This is a genomic window from Sphingomonas sp. AP28 (assembly GCF_056680455.1).
Window position 1 is genome coordinate 332,649 of the sequence record NZ_CM155283.1, and the last position, 16,114, is coordinate 348,762.

Annotated in this window: 15 protein-coding genes; 5 read left to right on the top strand and 10 right to left on the bottom strand. The window is 64.5% G+C overall.

The window, feature by feature from the left end; genetic code table 11:
* Nucleotides 1-11: 11 nt before the first annotated feature.
* The gene (locus AC1MH0_RS01440) at nucleotides 12-2,831 is read right to left on the bottom strand and encodes a TonB-dependent receptor (protein ID WP_480964377.1); all 2,820 of its coding nucleotides are present in this window, start codon (nucleotides 2,829-2,831) and stop codon (nucleotides 12-14) included.
* Nucleotides 2,832-3,038: 207 nt separating this feature from the next.
* On the opposite strand from AC1MH0_RS01440, the gene AC1MH0_RS01445 reads away from it, so the two are divergent.
* Nucleotides 3,039-3,794 (top strand): DeoR/GlpR family DNA-binding transcription regulator, encoded by a 756-nt coding sequence (locus tag AC1MH0_RS01445; RefSeq protein WP_480964378.1) that lies wholly within the window; start codon nucleotides 3,039-3,041, stop codon nucleotides 3,792-3,794.
* On the opposite strand, the gene AC1MH0_RS01450 is transcribed toward AC1MH0_RS01445, so the two are convergent.
* Nucleotides 3,784-5,157, bottom strand: a complete 1,374-nt coding sequence (locus AC1MH0_RS01450; RefSeq protein ID WP_480964379.1) for a POT-type proton-dependent oligopeptide transporter — start codon at nucleotides 5,155-5,157, stop codon at nucleotides 3,784-3,786. The two genes, AC1MH0_RS01445 and AC1MH0_RS01450, sit on opposite strands and share 11 nt — an antisense overlap.
* Between AC1MH0_RS01450 and AC1MH0_RS01455 the strand changes: the two genes are divergently transcribed.
* Both AC1MH0_RS01455 and AC1MH0_RS01460 read left to right on the top strand, forming a co-directional pair.
* Entirely contained in the window at nucleotides 5,156-6,037 is an 882-nt protein-coding gene (locus AC1MH0_RS01455) for an endonuclease/exonuclease/phosphatase family protein (RefSeq protein WP_480964380.1), read from the top strand. The two genes, AC1MH0_RS01450 and AC1MH0_RS01455, sit on opposite strands and share 2 nt — an antisense overlap.
* A gap of 464 nt (nucleotides 6,038-6,501) precedes the next feature.
* Entirely contained in the window at nucleotides 6,502-7,542 is a 1,041-nt protein-coding gene (locus AC1MH0_RS01460) for a glycosyltransferase (protein ID WP_480964381.1), read from the top strand.
* Here the strand turns inward: AC1MH0_RS01460 and AC1MH0_RS01465 are convergent.
* Nucleotides 7,490-8,353: a phosphatase PAP2 family protein gene (locus AC1MH0_RS01465; protein WP_480964382.1), complete on the bottom strand. Its 864-nt coding sequence runs from the start codon at nucleotides 8,351-8,353 to the stop codon at nucleotides 7,490-7,492. The genes AC1MH0_RS01460 and AC1MH0_RS01465 overlap by 53 nt on opposite strands.
* Nucleotides 8,354-8,687: 334 nt before the next feature.
* On the opposite strand from AC1MH0_RS01465, the gene AC1MH0_RS01470 reads away from it, so the two are divergent.
* Both AC1MH0_RS01470 and AC1MH0_RS01475 read left to right on the top strand, forming a co-directional pair.
* Nucleotides 8,688-9,179, top strand: coding sequence for a sterol desaturase family protein (locus tag AC1MH0_RS01470; RefSeq protein WP_480965802.1), 492 nt, complete (start codon nucleotides 8,688-8,690; stop codon nucleotides 9,177-9,179).
* A 26-nt stretch (nucleotides 9,180-9,205) separates the two neighbouring features.
* A complete protein-coding gene (locus tag AC1MH0_RS01475) occupies nucleotides 9,206-9,958 on the top strand; it encodes a fatty acid desaturase (protein ID WP_480964383.1) in 753 nt (250 codons plus the stop codon).
* A gap of 123 nt (nucleotides 9,959-10,081) precedes the next feature.
* Here the strand turns inward: AC1MH0_RS01475 and AC1MH0_RS01480 are convergent, their stop codons facing one another.
* The 7 genes from AC1MH0_RS01480 to AC1MH0_RS01510 form a co-directional block, all read right to left on the bottom strand.
* Nucleotides 10,082-10,957, bottom strand: coding sequence for an SDR family oxidoreductase (locus tag AC1MH0_RS01480; RefSeq protein WP_480964384.1), 876 nt, complete (start codon nucleotides 10,955-10,957; stop codon nucleotides 10,082-10,084).
* A gap of 110 nt (nucleotides 10,958-11,067) precedes the next feature.
* A complete protein-coding gene (locus AC1MH0_RS01485) occupies nucleotides 11,068-11,250 on the bottom strand; it encodes a hypothetical protein (RefSeq protein ID WP_480964385.1) in 183 nt (60 codons plus the stop codon).
* 262 nt (nucleotides 11,251-11,512) lie between these two features.
* Nucleotides 11,513-12,430: a glycosyltransferase family 2 protein gene (locus AC1MH0_RS01490; protein ID WP_480964386.1), complete on the bottom strand. Its 918-nt coding sequence runs from the start codon at nucleotides 12,428-12,430 to the stop codon at nucleotides 11,513-11,515.
* Entirely contained in the window at nucleotides 12,427-13,359 is a 933-nt protein-coding gene (locus tag AC1MH0_RS01495; RefSeq protein ID WP_480964387.1) for a polysaccharide pyruvyl transferase family protein, read from the bottom strand. Before AC1MH0_RS01495 ends, AC1MH0_RS01490 begins: the two co-directional genes overlap by 4 nt.
* The gene (locus tag AC1MH0_RS01500) at nucleotides 13,356-14,429 is read right to left on the bottom strand and encodes a glycosyltransferase (protein ID WP_480964388.1); all 1,074 of its coding nucleotides are present in this window, start codon (nucleotides 14,427-14,429) and stop codon (nucleotides 13,356-13,358) included. Before AC1MH0_RS01500 ends, AC1MH0_RS01495 begins: the two co-directional genes overlap by 4 nt.
* A complete protein-coding gene (locus AC1MH0_RS01505) occupies nucleotides 14,426-15,355 on the bottom strand; it encodes a galactosyltransferase-related protein (protein ID WP_480964389.1) in 930 nt (309 codons plus the stop codon). Before AC1MH0_RS01505 ends, AC1MH0_RS01500 begins: the two co-directional genes overlap by 4 nt.
* Before the next feature lie 56 nt (nucleotides 15,356-15,411).
* Nucleotides 15,412-16,107 carry a PIG-L deacetylase family protein gene (locus AC1MH0_RS01510; RefSeq protein WP_480964390.1) on the bottom strand — a complete coding sequence of 232 codons (696 nt, stop codon included), beginning with the start codon at nucleotides 16,105-16,107 and terminating at the stop codon, nucleotides 15,412-15,414.
* Nucleotides 16,108-16,114: the final 7 nt, after the last annotated feature.

The window sequence follows — 16,114 nt, forward strand, 5'->3', positions numbered from 1 at the left end:
GCGGCAGGAGGTTACATCTTCATCGTGAGGCTGAACTGGAACACGCGTCCCGTGTTCATGTAGCCGCCGTTGCGATCGTTAGAAATGTAGCGTTCCGACTTGCCGACCGTCGCCCAATAGGTGTGCTGATCGAGCAGGTTGCGCGCCGCGACGCCGATTTCGAGATTGTCGGTCGCGGCGAACGCCAGGCCGAAGTTCAGTTCGCCGACCGGCTGGACGTAGATGTCGGGCTGACTGTCCTGCACCGTCGCGAGGAACCGGCCGGTATAATTGTACGCGAGGTTGGTGCGGAACCGGCCGTCGGCATAGAAGATCTCGGCATTGTAGATCAGGTCCGGCGCCTGCGGCAGGCTGGAGCGGCGGATGTCGGTCGCCGAAATCTGGTAATTGGCGCGGGTCCGCTGGTAGGTGATGTTGCCGCCGACCCCGAAATTGCCGAGGAAGCCGGAGCCGACCATGTCGCCGATCGTGAAGCGACCCGACGCCTCGACGCCCTTGGCATTGCCGCCGCGACCATTGGCGGGCTGGATCGTGATGACGCTGCCCACCGCCTCGCTCAGCGACCGCGTACCGGTCGGCACGAGGATGTTCTTCATGTCCTTGTAATAGAGCGCGACCTGGAGATACCGCCCGACGCCGCCATAATATTCGACGCCTGCGTCATAGCTCCAAGCCTCGACCGGCTTCAGGTCGGGGTTCGGCCGGGTGACGGTGATGACGCCGTTCGAATCCGCATCACTGCGCCGGGTCGGGCCGGCGATCTGGTCGAACCCCGGTCGCGCATAGCTGGAGCGGACCGCACCCCGTACGACGAACCGGTCGTCGGGCTTCCACGCCGCGAGAACGCTTGGATCCAGATGGTCGTAGTTGCGTCCGGCATTCACGAAGCTGCCGCCAACGCCGTTCGCGTTGGTCGAGAAATAGCGCGCGTCGAAGCTGTTGTCCTCATACCGAAGCCCCGGCACGACTTCGAGCGTCCCCAGCTTGAGCGTCGCGGTCCCGTAGGCCGCCTTGCGCTTTTCGTTCGCCTTCAGCAGGCCCTGGCTGATGACCTGCGGCGAGACGCTGGCGAGGTTCACATACTGGCTGACCTGCGAGTCGAGCTGGCTGCGGTCGAGCACCTTGATTCCCCGCGCCGGGTAGTAATCGAGGAAATCCTTGAGGACATAGCCGAGATACTGGTTGATCGTCGGCCCCTGCACGGTGCCGGCCTGCAACGGCGTCAGGAACCGGTATCGCGTGACATCGGGCGACAGTGACCGGCCGTCGCGGTCCGAATCCTCGTACAGTCCGCCGACCGCGACGCTGGCGAGGAACCCGGTACCCTCCCAGCCGAGGCTGCCCTTCACGGTCTTCTTGGTCTCCGACAGATAGTCATAGCCCTGCTGGACGTAGAGCTGCGTCGGTCGGTCGAGTGAGCCGACATAGGCGGCGGCGCCCGACGACAGCACCGGGCGCGGCGAGCGCGGGTTTGACAGGTCGACTATCACGCCCTCGCTGGACAGGCCGGTGTTGCTGGCGGCGCCGTTGTACGCGATGCCGCGGAACGCCGCCTCGATCCGCTGCGGCTGGTCGAACCGGCCATCCGCGTAGCTGCCTTCGAGCGAGGCGGTGACGCCGTTCCAATGCGCCTTGCCGCCGAACTGGGCCGAGAACAGCTCCTGCTCGACGTCCTCGGTGCGGAAATAGCTGGCGGGGTTGATGCCGAGCGGGGTGTAGAGTCCTGCCGCGTTGTACGCCTGCGTGGTGCTGCCGTTGTTCAGCGTACGGACCGGGTTCGCGTTCGTCTGGCCGCGCGTCAGCTCGTTGCGCAGGCCGGTCTGGTTCATCGTGTTGGTATTGAGATAGGTCGCGTAGTTGACGCGCGCGAACAGCTCGACGGGATCGCTATGGAAATCGAGCGAGCCGGTCGCGCCATAGCGCTTGATCTCGTTGTCGTAGAAATTCCACTGGACGCCGTCGGCCGACAGCGCATCGCCATTGGCGCGCGCGGTGCCGACGTTGAAGTTCGTGGTCTTGTAGTCGTTCTGGACCGCGGTCGACTCTGCGGCGTTGGCGCGCTCCTCGTAATAGCCGGCCACGTACACGCCGAACTGTCGGTCGCTGCCGAACCGACGTGCGGCATCGATCCCGACCGCGCCGCCGAACCCCTTCTGCTTGCGATCGAGTGCGAGTTGCGCGCCCTGGACGAGGACGCGGGCCCGGGTGAAGTCGGTCGAGAAGTCGAATGCGGTCGGCGTGCGTAGATCGACGATGCCCGCGATCGAGTCCGAATCCTTGGCAGCGCCCGGCGTCTTGTCGACCGCGATTGCGCCGACCGCGAACGGCGAGAACAGGTTGAGCGAGATCGCGCGCGAGCTGCCCGCGACCTGCGGCAGGCGCAGGCCGTCGAGCGAGTACGCGTTGTAGCTGGTGTCGAAACCGCGGATCGAGACATATTGCGCCTCGCCGGTCGCGCTCTGGTTGCGACCCTGATCGCGGCTGACCGAGATTCCCGGCAGCGTCTCGGCAAGATCGGCGATCCCGGTCTGCGAATGGATCGCGACGTCGCCGGTCGTGACGATGTCGATCACGCCAACTGCGTCATGCTCCTCGGCGAGCGCGGTCTGCTGGCGGCGCCCGTTGACGACGATGTCGCCGGTCAGCGCCTCGCTGACGGTTTCGGTCGGCGCAGGTACGGCCTGGGTCTCGGGCGCTGTCGTCTGCGCGATCGCGGCGGTACCGGATACACCGATCGTCGCCACGGCAAGCGCGCCGCGGGCGGCATGGGTCAGCAAGGCAAGCGTGAGCGATCGCTGCCGGCGTACCGGCATCGTGAAGGTCGAATTCATGGGTCCCCCCTGGGATGGTCGAATTGGGCTGAGCTGCCCGTTCGAGAGACGCGGTAGGACCGATTAGATACCGTTTTGTGACAACATCGTAAAATGATGTGAGAAATCTGATCATATCTGCGGAAACGTGATGGGATTCATGGATAACTTCACATGGATCGGGAAAACGCGCTTGGAAGGCTGAAGGCCAACCGGTAGGCACGGCGCATGATGAAGCGCAGCGATCGTCGCCAGGATATTCTCGACCTGCTCCGCAATGGCGATGCGCATGCGATCGCCGAACTGGCCGAAGCGCTCGCGGTCTCCGACGAGACGATCCGACGCGAACTCCGCCTGATGGAAACCGATGGGCTGATCGAGCGCATCCATGGCGGCGCACGCCTTGCCAAGACCGTGGAAGAAGGCGCGTTCGAGGTGCGTCTCGGCCGCAATGCCGCCGCCAAACAGCGTATCGCCGCCGCGGTCGCGCTCCTCGTCGAAGACGGCCAGTCGCTGTATATCGATGCCAGCTCGACCGGCCATTTCGTCGCCCAGGCGCTGCGTTCGAAGCGCGATCTGACGATCGTCACCAATGCGGTCGGCGTCGTGCAGGAGCTTGGGGGGCGCAACGGCAATCGAATCTACGCGGCGGGAGGCGAACTCGACGGTCGCTATCGCGCGTATTTCGACAGCGATGCGCGCGCCTATCTCGCACGGTTTCGGCCCCGCCTGGCGATCATCTCGACCGAGTCCGTCGATTCGGTCGCGGGTTTCACCAATTATCACGTCGGCGAGGCCGATCTCTGCCGCCAGATGATCGCGCAATCCGAACGCGTTCTGATCGCGGTCGACGCCTCGAAGTTCGACCGATGCAGCGTCGCTGCGGTCGCGACCTTCGCCGATGTCGATATCCTGGTCGCCGACCGTGCGCCGGACGAGGCCTATGCGGCGGCGATGGAAAAGCTCGATTGGGTCACCTGCTGATCGTGTGACGTAACGCGAGCGCGAGCATCAGCGCGACGCCAGCGATGGCGGCATGCCAACTCCAGAATTCGGCGATCGAGACGCGTTCGTAGAAGCCGCCGACCCAGCCGACGAACAGATTGGCGAAGAACCCGTGCAGGTAGAACAGCCCGACCATCGTCCCGCTCGCACCGGCAGGTGCCGACGCGGTGACGAGTGCGAGCCCCGCCGGCCAGACGAGCACCACGCCTAGATCGAGCAGGACAAGCGCGGCGAGCGGAACGAGTACGCTGCCGGTTCCCGTCATGGCCGCCGCGGCAAGCACGATGAACCCCGCGCCGATCGCGCTACAGCCCATCGCCAGTAATGTGGCGGGCGACAGCGCCGCATAGCCCCGCCCGGCGCGTGACTTGCCGATCAGCGTGACCAGCGCGACGAGCAGGATGGTGAAGAACCCGTCGGCGGCGGCGAACCAGGCCGGCGGCACGGAGAGGCCTGCGACGTCGAGCCGAATATGCCCCGTGATCCAGACGAGGAAGATGTTCGACACCTGCTCATACGCACAGAAGGCGAGCACGACGACGACGATCGTCGCAATCGCGGTGCCGGAAAGGCGCGGTTGCGTGGCTGTATTCCGCTTGGTCGTTGGCTCCGGGAGGGCAGGCGGCGCGCTGAGATAGATCGTGAGCGCGACAGCCATCCCCAACGCGGCCGCGCCGAAGCCATAGCGCCAGCCAAACTGCTGTGCGAGCAGTCCGCAGAGCAGCGGGCCGAGCATCACGCCGATGTTGAGGAAGGCGAGATACACCGCGAACGCACGATTACGCCGGCCATCCGCGGCCGGAAACAGGTCGCCGACCTGCGCCGACAGGTTCGCCTTCATGCACCCGGTGCCCGCGATCAGCAACGCCAGCGCGGGCAGCAGCAGCGCCTCACGCATCAGGCAAAGATGCCCGCTGGCAATCGACAGCGCGCCGAGGACGGTCGCGCGGCGCCGGCCCAACACCCGGTCGCCGATCGCGCCGCCGATCGGCAGCACCAGATACGACAGCGCCGCATACAGGCCGTAAAGCTGAGAGGCGAAGGCAAGGGGAGTGAGCGATCCCGACAGCGATTCGAGCAATGCGCGCACGGGCGCCAATCCCAGGACCGCATCGGCGTCGCCGACCAGCACGTTATCGATCAGATACAACGTCAGCAGAGCCCTCACGCCGTGCAGCGAAAACCGCTCCCACGTCTCGGTGCTGGCGAGGTGATAGAAGCGTCGATCGAGCGAGGTCCGGGATGGCATCATGTCCGTCATCGTCGCGCAATGATCGCCGGATATGACATTGGCGCGACGCAGCAGCCTGCGCACGTCCTTCCTTGCCGAGATATTTATCATGCCGACCATCGTGTTATGCTTCATCGCGCTGGCGTTGCTCCTGTTTGCAGGGCCGGTCGCGGGGCGTCCGTTGAACGCCGACCATCTCCGCGTCATGACCTTCAACGTCCGCTATCCCAACCCGGACGACGGCCCGAACATATGGGCTCGGCGACGCGCGGTGTTCCTGCGGACGATCGCAGCGGCGAACCCTGACGTGATCGGCACCCAGGAGCTGTTCGCGTTGCAAGGTGCGGATATCGTTCGCGCATTGCCGAGCTATGCATGGTTCGGTCGCGACCGCCGGGGAGGGCATGCGGACGAGCATATGGGAATATTCTACCGACGCGATCGCCTGACCCTGATACGGCATGGCGACTATTGGCTGTCGGATACGCCGTCCGTGATCGGCAGCATGGCGTGGGGTGCGACATTGCCGCGCATGGTCAATTGGGGCGTCTTCGAAACACGCGGCCGGATCAGACGCCAGTTCGTCCTGTTCGACACGCATTTCGCGCACCGTGACGAAGACGATATCGCCCGCGAACGCTCCGCTGCCTTGCTACTCGACCAGATGAAAGCGATCGCCGGAACCCTGCCGATCGTGCTGACCGGCGACATGAACGCGACGCCAGACAGTCGGGCCTATGCCAGGCTTTCGGCGCGGCTGACCGACGCATGGACGGCGGCGCCGGTACGCCAGGGCCCGGAGCTCACCTTCCACGACTTCACCGGCCACCCCGACCGTCGGATCGACTATATCTTCGTACGGGGTCTGACCCCGCTTCGCGCCGAAGTACGAACCGATCATGCCGGCGGTGTCTTCGCATCGGATCATTTTCCCGTCGTTGCAGAGTTGCAATTCGGAATCCCACAATCGCTGTCCGCGCGACCTCGCTAGAGCACTGACAACGAACATCGCGTCATACCCCAATAGCGGAAACCAGCGTCGCCGAAAATTTACGCATTGATGCCGATCAGTGAAGTGGGCGTTGTGAGGGGCGACCCGTAAAATCGCGCTATCGCTGCCCGCGAACATGCTGGTAGTAACCGGTCAACGAGACGGCGACGGAAAGCTCCACTGCATTGACGGTCAACCGGCGACATATCGCCATCATCGCGCCGCCAACAGCGGGCCATATCAATCCGTTAGCAGCATTGGGAACATCGCTCGTCGAGGCGGGCTGGAAAGCCACGATAGTTCATCTGGCTGACGTCGCCCCCTTGGTACCCGAGTGCGGCGTGGGGTTTGCGGCGCTCGATCACCCAGCCGACTGTCCGGGCTTGCTGATAGACTATTATCGAAAGTTAGCGCAGCCTTCCGGGCCGGTCGGACTGCCCAGAATGATCCGCGGCACGGCGTCCATGACGGAACTGTTATTGGAGGCCCTTCCCGCAGCGCTGTCGAGGCTTGGGGTCGATGCGGTCCTCGCCGACTCCGTCGAGCCGGCCGGTGCGCTGGTGGCGCGGCATCTCCGATTGCCGTTCGTGACTGCAGTCACCGGACTGCCGTTGCTCAGGGAGCCGATGGTGCCGCCACCCTTTCTGGGGTGGGCGTATCGTGCGACTGCGGCAGGTCGCCGCCGCAACAATGGTGGATACGCGGTCAGCGACCTGCTGATGCGACCGATCACCAAGGTCGTGGCATCCTATGCGCGCCGCTGGAGGCTCGATCCCGACCCTCGGCACCGATGGTCGGACCGCCTGCAGATCGCGCAATGTCCGGCCGGCCTGGATTTTCCACGCGCGGAATTGCCCCAGAGCTTTCGATACGGCGCACCTTGGCGGCTGGACGAACCTGACGTCCATCTTCCGGAAGACGATGGCCGACCGCTGATATTCTGTTCGCTGGGGTCGTTGCAGGGTGCCCGCCGATCATTGTTCGCCGCGATGACCGCTGCGTGCGCAGCGGTCGACGCCCGTGCGGTGGTTGCGCATGGCGGCGGGTTGAGCGACGGCGAGGCCAGTTCGCTCCCTGGCAGGCCTCTGGTGCGGGCATTCTGGCCTCAGACTCGCATCCTGCCACAGTGTTCGGCGGCGATTTTGCACGGCGGCTTCAACACCGTTCTGGACGCGCTCGCTGCGGGCGTTCCGATCGTTGCGGTGCCGCTGGCATTCGAACAGCCCGCGACCGCCGCGCGATTGAAGCGAATTGGTGCGGCCTGCATCGTATCGGCCGTCGAAGCAGGCAAGGGGGGGCTCGTACCAGCGTTGCGGCGCGTACTGACGGATCCGGCATACAGCCGTGCGGCAAAGTTGCTGGCCACGGAGATGGCAAGGGCGGGGGCGGGGGCGGGGGGCGCCGCCGGGTCGGCCGCGATGGTCGATGCGGCCCTTCGCAGCGATACCGAAGTCATACCGGCAAGGCTGAATCCATCAAACGGGAAGCCTGCTTGCGCTGCGTGATGCGGCGGCCTGCAATGATGGCAGGCGGCGCGAGCAACAGCCCCATGATGACGTCGACCCCGTAGTGACCGCCAAAGATTGGCGTCGCGACGATCGTGAGTATCGCCCATGCACGGCCCGGCAGGGCAAGACGTGGTACCGCGCCGAACGCCCAGACGAAGATGGCCGCGAGCGTCGCATGAAAGCTGGGAAAACTGACGATCCCCATGAGCATCGTAAGATCCAGAACCCGTAGCGATCCATCCCGCAGCCCGGATATCAAACCCTGTTCCAGCCACGCTATGGACGGCCAGAGATGCACGTACCCGGATGGATCGAACAGATTGCCCATTGCCGGGGTGAAGCCCGAAATCAGGATCGTGACGAAGCCGGACATGATCGCCGCGCAGACCATCGTCCTCAATGTTTCGAATTTACTCGTGCTGCTCAATGCTACGATGATGACGATCATCTGCACGGTCAGGCTGTGATATGCGAGACCGAGGAGCCAGATCGCGGGAGGGCATGTGTCGAGGATTGCGCGTGCTGCCGGCCAGTTGAAGCCGATGGCACGGTCGGCGGCGGCCAGGCGGGCGTCCCACAGCGGGCCGGCGTTTGCCGCCAACGCATACGCGAGGACGACACCGAGGACCGTGAACAGCGTCATCTGGAGGAAGGCCCTCGCGCCGGCAGCCAGGCGAGGTCGCGCCGTGGACCTGCCGATCGCCAGCGCGATGCCGAGCGCCATCAGCACCGCCACCGCGGGGGCGGCGCGGATCGGATCCACCGTGAAGCGGTGGTGATACTGCGCGGCAAGAAAGCATGCCAGCATGGCCGCGATCAATACCCATGAGGGAGTATCCCGGTGGTCGGCGCGAAACGATAGGGCAGTCATACCGGTCGAACGCCGCATGCCGCCATGCGGTGCCCAGGCAGGACGTTTTCGCGCAGGTCAGCCGGACATCGTGCGTCCTGGGAGACGAGGTGGCCTCGGACAGAAATCGCATGGTCGCCACGGACTTTGGATTTTTGTCGCCGAGTGCCCTCGCATCGGTCGTAGCGAAAGGTTATGTGTGGATCATGTTGAATTCGTTGCCCCCGTCCACCGTCAGTTCGTGCGATCGAGCGAAGTGAGCTGGTTCGAGAAACTCGCGATCGTCGTCTTCATGGTCCTGTTCATGGAGTGCTTCGCTTGGGCGGCGCATCGCTATATCATGCATGGTTGGGGCTGGGGCTGGCACAAGTCGCATCACGAGGATCACGAAGGCTGGTTCGAAAAAAACGACCTGTATGCGGTCGTCTTCGCGATCGTGCCGATCATGCTGTTCGTCGTCGGCCTTTGGTGGGAGCCGCTCTGGTGGGCGGCGCTCGGCATCACGGTCTACGGCGGCATCTACGCGTTCGTCCACGACATGCTGGTGCATCAACGTGGCGGCTTTCGCTGGGTACCCAAGCAGGGGTATTTCAAGCGGCTGCTGCAAGCGCATCGTCTGCATCATGCGGTCGAGGGCAAGGACGGTACCGTCAGCCATGGCTTCCTGTTCGCGCGTAAGCCTGCCGTACTTAAGGCGCAGTTGCGAGCGAACGCCGACCCGCAGCGGCGTGCGGTACGTTCCGACCAGGCGGGAAACCTCGTCACGGCAGACGTGAAGAAGTGAGCGTGGCGGTTCCCCGATCGCAGGCCATGAGGCGCCAGACGCGAATTGGCGTATCGTTGGCTGCGGCGATCGTCGTGGCCTGGCTTGCGATCCACATAACCGGCATATTCTTCTGGCGTTGGACTGCGGCTGCAATTCCGTTGGCCGTCATGATGGTCGTCATCCAGACATGGCTCAGTACGGGATTGTTCATCGTCGCGCACGATGCGATGCACGGCGCGCTGGCGCCCGACCGTCCGAGGCTGAACCGAGCGATCGGTGCGACGTGTCTTTCGCTTTACGCCTGCCTGTCATACGCGACGCTGCTGCCGCAGCATCATATGCATCACAAGGAAACCGGAAGAGCGGGCGATCCCGATTTTCACGGTGGTGATCCAAGCCTCGGCGGTTGGTTCCTGCAGTTCTTCAAGACCTATTATTCTCACGGGCAGATCGTTCGGATCACCGTGGTGGCGCTAATCTACACGGTGTGGCTCGGGGCGCCGCTCGGCAACATCGTCATATTCTGGGCGTTGCCGGCCCTGGGGGCGGTGGCGCAATTGTTCGTCTTCGGAACATGGCTACCGCATCGGGAGCGCGAGACGCCATTCGCGGACGCCCATCGCGCTCACAGTATCGAGATAGGCCCCGCATTGTCGTTGCTGACCTGTTTCCACTTCGGCGGCTATCATCACGAGCACCATCTGTCGCCGGGAACGCCGTGGTGGGGTCTACCATCGCGACGCCGTGCACTCGCCGGGCGAACCGCCGATCGCAGGGTCGTCCAGAAGCAAGCTTGACGTTCGCGATCATCAATCTTCGAGGGCATGGAAACCTCCGTACAACCGTGACGCCCTCCATGAGCGTCACGGCCAAGTCTTAGTTAAGGTCCAGGGTTCGTGCCCTGACTGCGGCTTTTCGTATCAGTTGATCGGCACGCCTCCGGTGACCGCGATCACTGCCCCGGTCATGTAGCTCCCCTCCGCCGACGCGAGGAGGACGTAGGCAGGTGCCAGTTCGGCAGGCTGTCCCGCGCGACCCAGCGGAGTATTCTGGCCCAGCTTTTCAAGTTCCTCCGGCGACTTCGCGATCGGCTGGATCGGGGTCCAGATCGGGCCGGGAGCCACTGCATTGACGCGGATGCCCTTCGCGACGAGCAGATTTGAGAGGCCCACCGTCAGGCTGGAGATCGCACCTTTGGTGGCCGCATAGACGATCATGCTCTTGGTTGCGACCTTGGCCTGCTCGCTGGTCGTGTTCACGATCGCGGATCCCGGCTTCATGTGCGGCGCCGCCGCCTTTGCCAGGCGTATCATCGCGAACACGTTGGCAGCGAACGCGCCCTGCATTTCGTCGTCGTCGACGCTATCCAGATCCTCGTTCATCGTCTGTGCGGCGGCGTTGTTGACCAGTATGTCGATCCCGCCAAGCTCACCGACAGTGCGCTCCACCAGCGTCACGCAGTGATCCCGGTCGCGAATGTCGCCCGGCAGGAGAACGCAGCGCTGTCCCGCCTTCTCCACCCAGACTTGCGTATCTTCTGCGTCGTCCTGCTCGACGGGGAGGTACGATATCGCGACGTCCGCGCCCTCCCGCGCATAGGCGATGGCGACGGCCTTGCCGATCCCGGAGTCACCGCCGGTGATCAGCGCGACCTTACCCTTGAGGAGGCCCTTGCCGACATAGCTTTCCTCGCCGTGGTCCGGCTTGGTTTTCATGTTCGCGACAAGCCCGGGGCGGGGCTGCTGCGGTTCGTCGGGAAAGCTCGTGGGATGGATGGTGCGGGGATCTTCGGTCATGGAGCGCGTCCTGCTGTTCGGGTCGCTGAAGGAACGGTCCGTCGGTCGTTAAGTGCCGCCGACGAGCAAGTCCGCGCGGGACGATCGGGCGTTCGTACAGGCGGGCAATCCTAGCGCGGATCGGGCCGACGGGTGGGGGCGTGAAAATCCGCGGGCTTGTCGGCGATCCAGCGCAGGAAGCGACTAATGTCCGGGCGTGCTCGCAGGACGTCGAGATCGGCGAAGGTCGTCGCGAGATCCTGGTTGGAAACGCTGGCGTCAATGATCCGGTGGCAGATCGGATGAACCGGCAATACCTCGGTACCCCCGCGACTTTTCGGAATGCGGTGATGCAATTCCACCTTTCTACCGAGAACACGCTCGCACAGGCGCGCAGCGCTCGACGTCGTCGGTCGCGCGCGATCGTACCTTGGCCTGCTTCAGCCCTGCCAATCGTTTTACGCGCCCGCCCATGCTGAGGATATGGTGCGGTAGCCCGGACTGCCAAGCCCGATGCCGCGCATCTTTGATGACAATCCTCTGATATTGCAGCATCATGCGCCGAGCGATCGGTCGCTAGACAAGCCGCAGTTTCGACCGGCGTGCGACCCACCAGAAATAGGCGAAGCCCCTGGCCTTGTGACGGAGCCGGAACCAGTAGAACCACGTGATGCCAGTGTGTGTCGTTACGGGCCGTGTCACGTCGAGGCGCACTGCACATATATCGTCGAGAATGGCGCATAGCGCTCGCCGATCGGAGAAGAGGTACTTCGCGTACAGCGCACCGTCGCCGAAGCTGTAGCCTGCCAGCAATCGAGTCTCGTCTTCAGTATCACGGCGCCCATGGTGATGATCGACGACCATCAGGGGGTCGTAGAGCACCGCAATGCCGAGGCCTGCTGCACGAAACAGGAAATCCGTATCCTCCGCGGACACGAATGGCGCGCCAGCCCCGAACCGTTCGTCGAAGCGTCCCGTCAACCGTAGGACATCCGCGGTGAACGCCAGATTTGCCCCCATGATGAACCCGCCCGGAAACCCGCGCGACGGTGCGACCATGGGATGGTCCTCAAGCTTGATCGTGACGGGGAGATCGGCCGGGTTGCCGAGCAGGATGCGACCGCCGATGATCGCCGGCCCGCTGATTCTTTCGAACGCCGCACAGACGGCGGCGAAATAGTCTTGATGCAGGACACAGTCGTCGTCTGTCATCGCGATGATGCGCCCGGTGCAGTGCGCGAGCCCGGTGTTGCGCGCTCGGGCGAGCCCGGGGTTCGGTTCGTGGACGAGGTGGACGGGGAAAGCCTGTCTGGCTTGCCACTGCGCCAATCGCTGCTGCGTGTCGTCGACCGAGCCATTATCGACCAGGACGATTTCCACGGTCGTGTATCCAGCATACGCTGCCGCGCGCTCCACGGACTCTAGCGTCGCTGCCAGCGAGCTAGCGCGATTGCGCGTGCAGACGAGCAAGCTGACGTCGATGGCGGCAGTCACCGCGTGCCGACGCGCTGCTTGGCAAGAACCATGGCGTGTTCGATCGTCGAGGCCCTCGTCACGATCGAGTCCGGGGCAGGCCAAGCGTCGAGATACGCGGCGATCTTGCCGTAGTCATTGTCGAGAACGACGTGCGGAATGCCGAGCAGGTCGGCGAGGATGTGGCCGTGCAACCGGTCCGTCACGACGACCCGGCCCCGCGTGAGCAATCGCAGCCCGCGTTTGACGCGTGCGACGGCTTGGGCTTCGCGTGCTTTGGCGTCGACCCCAATCGGTAGATCGGCGTCATCCTCCAGCCAATCGACGACGGTCGCTGGATTGGCCCGTGATATCGCATAGCCCTGCCGCTCGTCGTCGGTACGCATCAGCATCAGCACGTCGCATTGCGCTTCCCCGCGCAATTGCTCGCGCAGCGCATACGCCGAGTCCGGGGCGAGGTGCGACGGGCAGGCCAGATGCTTGCGGGCGAAGTCCAGGCTGCGGGTATCGCGGACGTACAGGACGAAGTCGGGATGGTCTGCGACGAGCGCGGCGAACCGATCCACCTCGGCAAGCAAGCGAAAATGGATCGACTGCGGGAGTTGCACGACCGCTCGGTCGCGGACATTTGCCAGGATATCCTCGCGAAACCGTTGGTGATGCGGCCAGATGTCGCCGAGGTTGCCGCCGCCATGCAGAAACAGGATGCCGTCGGGGCAGGCGGCGCGGAAGGCATCGAGATCGAAGTCGTGCCAAGTCGAGACGTAGCAGGGGTCGTGCCCCGTTATCTGGCGTAGCAGCGAGAGCTCGCCGAGCCAGATCGCGCTGTCGCCGACGTTCGCATGGTCCGGAAAGTCGACCAGCGCGTACCGTGAACCGAGCGAAACATGGGTGCGATAGAATGTGGCGAGCAGGGCGCGCTGCTCTTTCAGATGGTCTTCGGCCGTCATGCAGACTGCCTTGGCGCGTTGCTGATCACTTCACGGTAAAGGGCTTCGCATCGATCGAGCCACCGATCACGCGTGAAGGCCGACTCGACCCGGTCGCGCTGCGGTTGGCGGGGGCGTTGGGCCGCTTCGGTGACGGTACGGGCTAGTGCCGCAATATCGCCGGGCGGCGCGAAACATCCCGCGTCCCCGATTATTTCGCGCAGGGCGCCGCGGTCGAACGCCGCGACCGGCAGGCCGCATGCCATCGCTTCGATGGCGACCAGGCCGAACGGCTCGTCCCAGCACGGCGTGAACACGAACACCGAGGCGCGACCCATCTCCGTCGCGAGCGCGGTGGCGCCAAGATGCCCGCCGTATCGGATGCTGCCGTCCAGCAGCGATGCGACATGCGCGTCCCAATAGTCGCGGTCCTCGATCGGTCCGAACAGCGTGAGGGGGATGCCCGCCATCCGCGCTGCCTGCGCTGCCAGATGCGGAGCCTTGTCCGGCGTCATCCTTCCGCACCAGACCGCGCTGCCATCGCCGTGCGCGACGAACGGCCACGCGGCGGGGTCGATGCCGTTGTGCAGGACGGTGGCTTCGTTCGGTGCACCATCGGGCCACCAGGCAGCGAGCTGGTGTGCCGAGGTCGCGGTCAGGCGGTGGGTCGGCGCGACGCTGGCATGCACGAACCATCGGAGCGCGTCATAGGGCGGGACGTGCAGCGACGTGACGGTCGGGATCCTGGCAGTCCGGGCCGGCTCCAGCGGGAAGCGGTGCAGGCTGTTGTTGTGCACGACGTCGAAGCCACCCGCGGCGATCCGGTCGCAGGCCGCTTCGTAGGCATCGTCCAGATACGCGATCAATGGTGTGAAGCCGCGATGCTCGGCGCCGGGGAAGGTTCGTTCGTAATGCTCGGGGATCACGGCATTGATCGTAAACCGAGGGTCGCTGTCTCCAGAAGCGAACAGCACCACGTCGTGGCCACGCGCCTGGAGACCGGCTGCCAGATGCCAGCATTGCGATTCCATCCCGCCGGCGAACGGCTGCGCGATAGGCTGGCGGACATGACAGAGGACCGCGATCCTCATTCGGCCGCCGCGGCTCTCTCGCTTGCCGCCAGCCGGTCTTCCAGTAGGCGAATGACGGTCGCGGTATTGGCATAGGGCTGGTGGCTCTGCTGCCCGGTCAGCGCGAGGTCGGCGGCGTCGGGACGGCGCAGGATTCGGATCGGCCGACCCGGGGTGGGATCGATCAGGCCCATCAGGCGGAAGGCCTGGAGCCAGTGGCCCATCGTCCGATAGCCCCATTTGGTCTCGAACAACTCGGCATTGCGGACCACGCTGTCGAGGTGGTGGACAGGCGGCATGTGGTGAGGGTGGTATTGATGATAGGCCAGGCCGCCCTTGATCCACGCGATGGGTATGCCCGCCTCGTCGAGCGCCTTGCCGAAATCGGTGTCCTCGCCGCCATAGCCAACATAGCGCTCGTCGAACCCGCCGAGGCCGAGGAACGTCGTCCGCCGCATCGCGAAGTTGAGCGACCAGAAACAGCGATAGTCGGTGCAGATCTCGATCCCCTGCGGCGGGGGACCGCGGCGGTCCGAATGCTTCACCGCGATCTCCGCGAACCGGTCATACTGCCAGTCGCCGTCGGTCGCGCCGCCTGGCAGGTACAGAACTTCTCCCATCAGCAGCCCGTCGAACGTGTCGAGGAAACCGGCATAATCGGCCACCAGCGTGGGCGTCGGGATGCAGTCCATGTCGAGGAAGACGATGATATCGCCCATTGCCGCGCGCGCCGCGACGTTGCGTGCCGAGGCGAGCGGTAGGGCATCGGCAACGACTTGCATCTGGCGGATCGGGAACGGTGCCTCGGGCAGCTCGTACAAATCGTCCTGCATCACCGCGACGATCAACTCGGTCGGCATCAGCGTCTGGCGCATCAGCCCGCGGACGACATTGACGAGATGGTCGGGACGTCCCTTCCCGAGGGTGACGACGGAAACTTCGGTCATGGAAACAGCTCTGCTTGAAGTAGGTGGACACGGCGGCGGTGGTGGCGGCTGGCCGATCAACGCGCGTGAAGCGCGTAAAAGCGTTCTTCGCTGATCCGCGCGGTGCGCTCGGTCATCGCCTCGACGCCGCCGAACTGGAAGCCCAGTTGCGACGTATAGGCAGCGCAGGCCGCGACGCGACGCGCCCGCGTTTCAGGCGTCAGGTCTTCGGTCACCGCCGGCATGGCGGCAACCCGGTCTTCGCGATCGGCATAAGGCCAGTCTTCCCATAGCAACACGGTATGCGCGGCGCACGATTGCCGCATCGCATCCAGAACGACGTGGTGGTCGACATGGTTGCCAAGGCATAGCGGACCGAGGACGAGGTCGGGTCGTTCCGATGCGATAAGCAAGGTTAGCGCGGCGGCTACGTCGTCTGCGATCCGGTCACCGGGCAAGCGCGCTTCGAACAACATCCTTGCCGATGTGTAGCCACGATGCGGCGCTTCCAGGAACGGCAGATGGACCGCGCGCGCACCGAGTGCCCGACATGCGGCCAGATCCTCGCCACGGCGCAACGCCATGTAATCCACGTCCGCGCTCAGACCCTTGTCGAACTGGCACGCGAGCGCGAACCCGGTCGGTTGCGTTACGTTGCCGGTGAGGCAGGTCGCCACCGTGACGTCCCAGCCCTGATCGACGCGCGACGCCAGCAGCCCGCCGGCGGAGAAGGCAGCATCGTCCAGATGCGGTGATATCGCGAGCAGCTTCATTGGTCGG

Coding starts and splice junctions, on each gene's coding strand:
- AC1MH0_RS01440 (WP_480964377.1), bottom strand. CDS start 2,831: ATGAATTCGACCTTCACGATGCCGGTACGCCGGCAGCGATCGCTCACG.
- AC1MH0_RS01445 (WP_480964378.1), top strand. CDS start 3,039: ATGATGAAGCGCAGCGATCGTCGCCAGGATATTCTCGACCTGCTCCGC.
- AC1MH0_RS01455 (WP_480964380.1), top strand. CDS start 5,156: ATGCCGACCATCGTGTTATGCTTCATCGCGCTGGCGTTGCTCCTGTTT.
- AC1MH0_RS01450 (WP_480964379.1), bottom strand. CDS start 5,157: ATGATAAATATCTCGGCAAGGAAGGACGTGCGCAGGCTGCTGCGTCGC.
- AC1MH0_RS01460 (WP_480964381.1), top strand. CDS start 6,502: ATGACGGAACTGTTATTGGAGGCCCTTCCCGCAGCGCTGTCGAGGCTT.
- AC1MH0_RS01465 (WP_480964382.1), bottom strand. CDS start 8,353: ATGCTGGCATGCTTTCTTGCCGCGCAGTATCACCACCGCTTCACGGTG.
- AC1MH0_RS01470 (WP_480965802.1), top strand. CDS start 8,688: ATGGTCCTGTTCATGGAGTGCTTCGCTTGGGCGGCGCATCGCTATATC.
- AC1MH0_RS01475 (WP_480964383.1), top strand. CDS start 9,206: ATGAGGCGCCAGACGCGAATTGGCGTATCGTTGGCTGCGGCGATCGTC.
- AC1MH0_RS01480 (WP_480964384.1), bottom strand. CDS start 10,957: ATGACCGAAGATCCCCGCACCATCCATCCCACGAGCTTTCCCGACGAA.
- AC1MH0_RS01495 (WP_480964387.1), bottom strand. CDS start 13,359: ATGACGGCCGAAGACCATCTGAAAGAGCAGCGCGCCCTGCTCGCCACA.
- AC1MH0_RS01500 (WP_480964388.1), bottom strand. CDS start 14,429: ATGAGGATCGCGGTCCTCTGTCATGTCCGCCAGCCTATCGCGCAGCCG.
- AC1MH0_RS01505 (WP_480964389.1), bottom strand. CDS start 15,355: ATGACCGAAGTTTCCGTCGTCACCCTCGGGAAGGGACGTCCCGACCAT.
- AC1MH0_RS01510 (WP_480964390.1), bottom strand. CDS start 16,107: ATGAAGCTGCTCGCGATATCACCGCATCTGGACGATGCTGCCTTCTCC.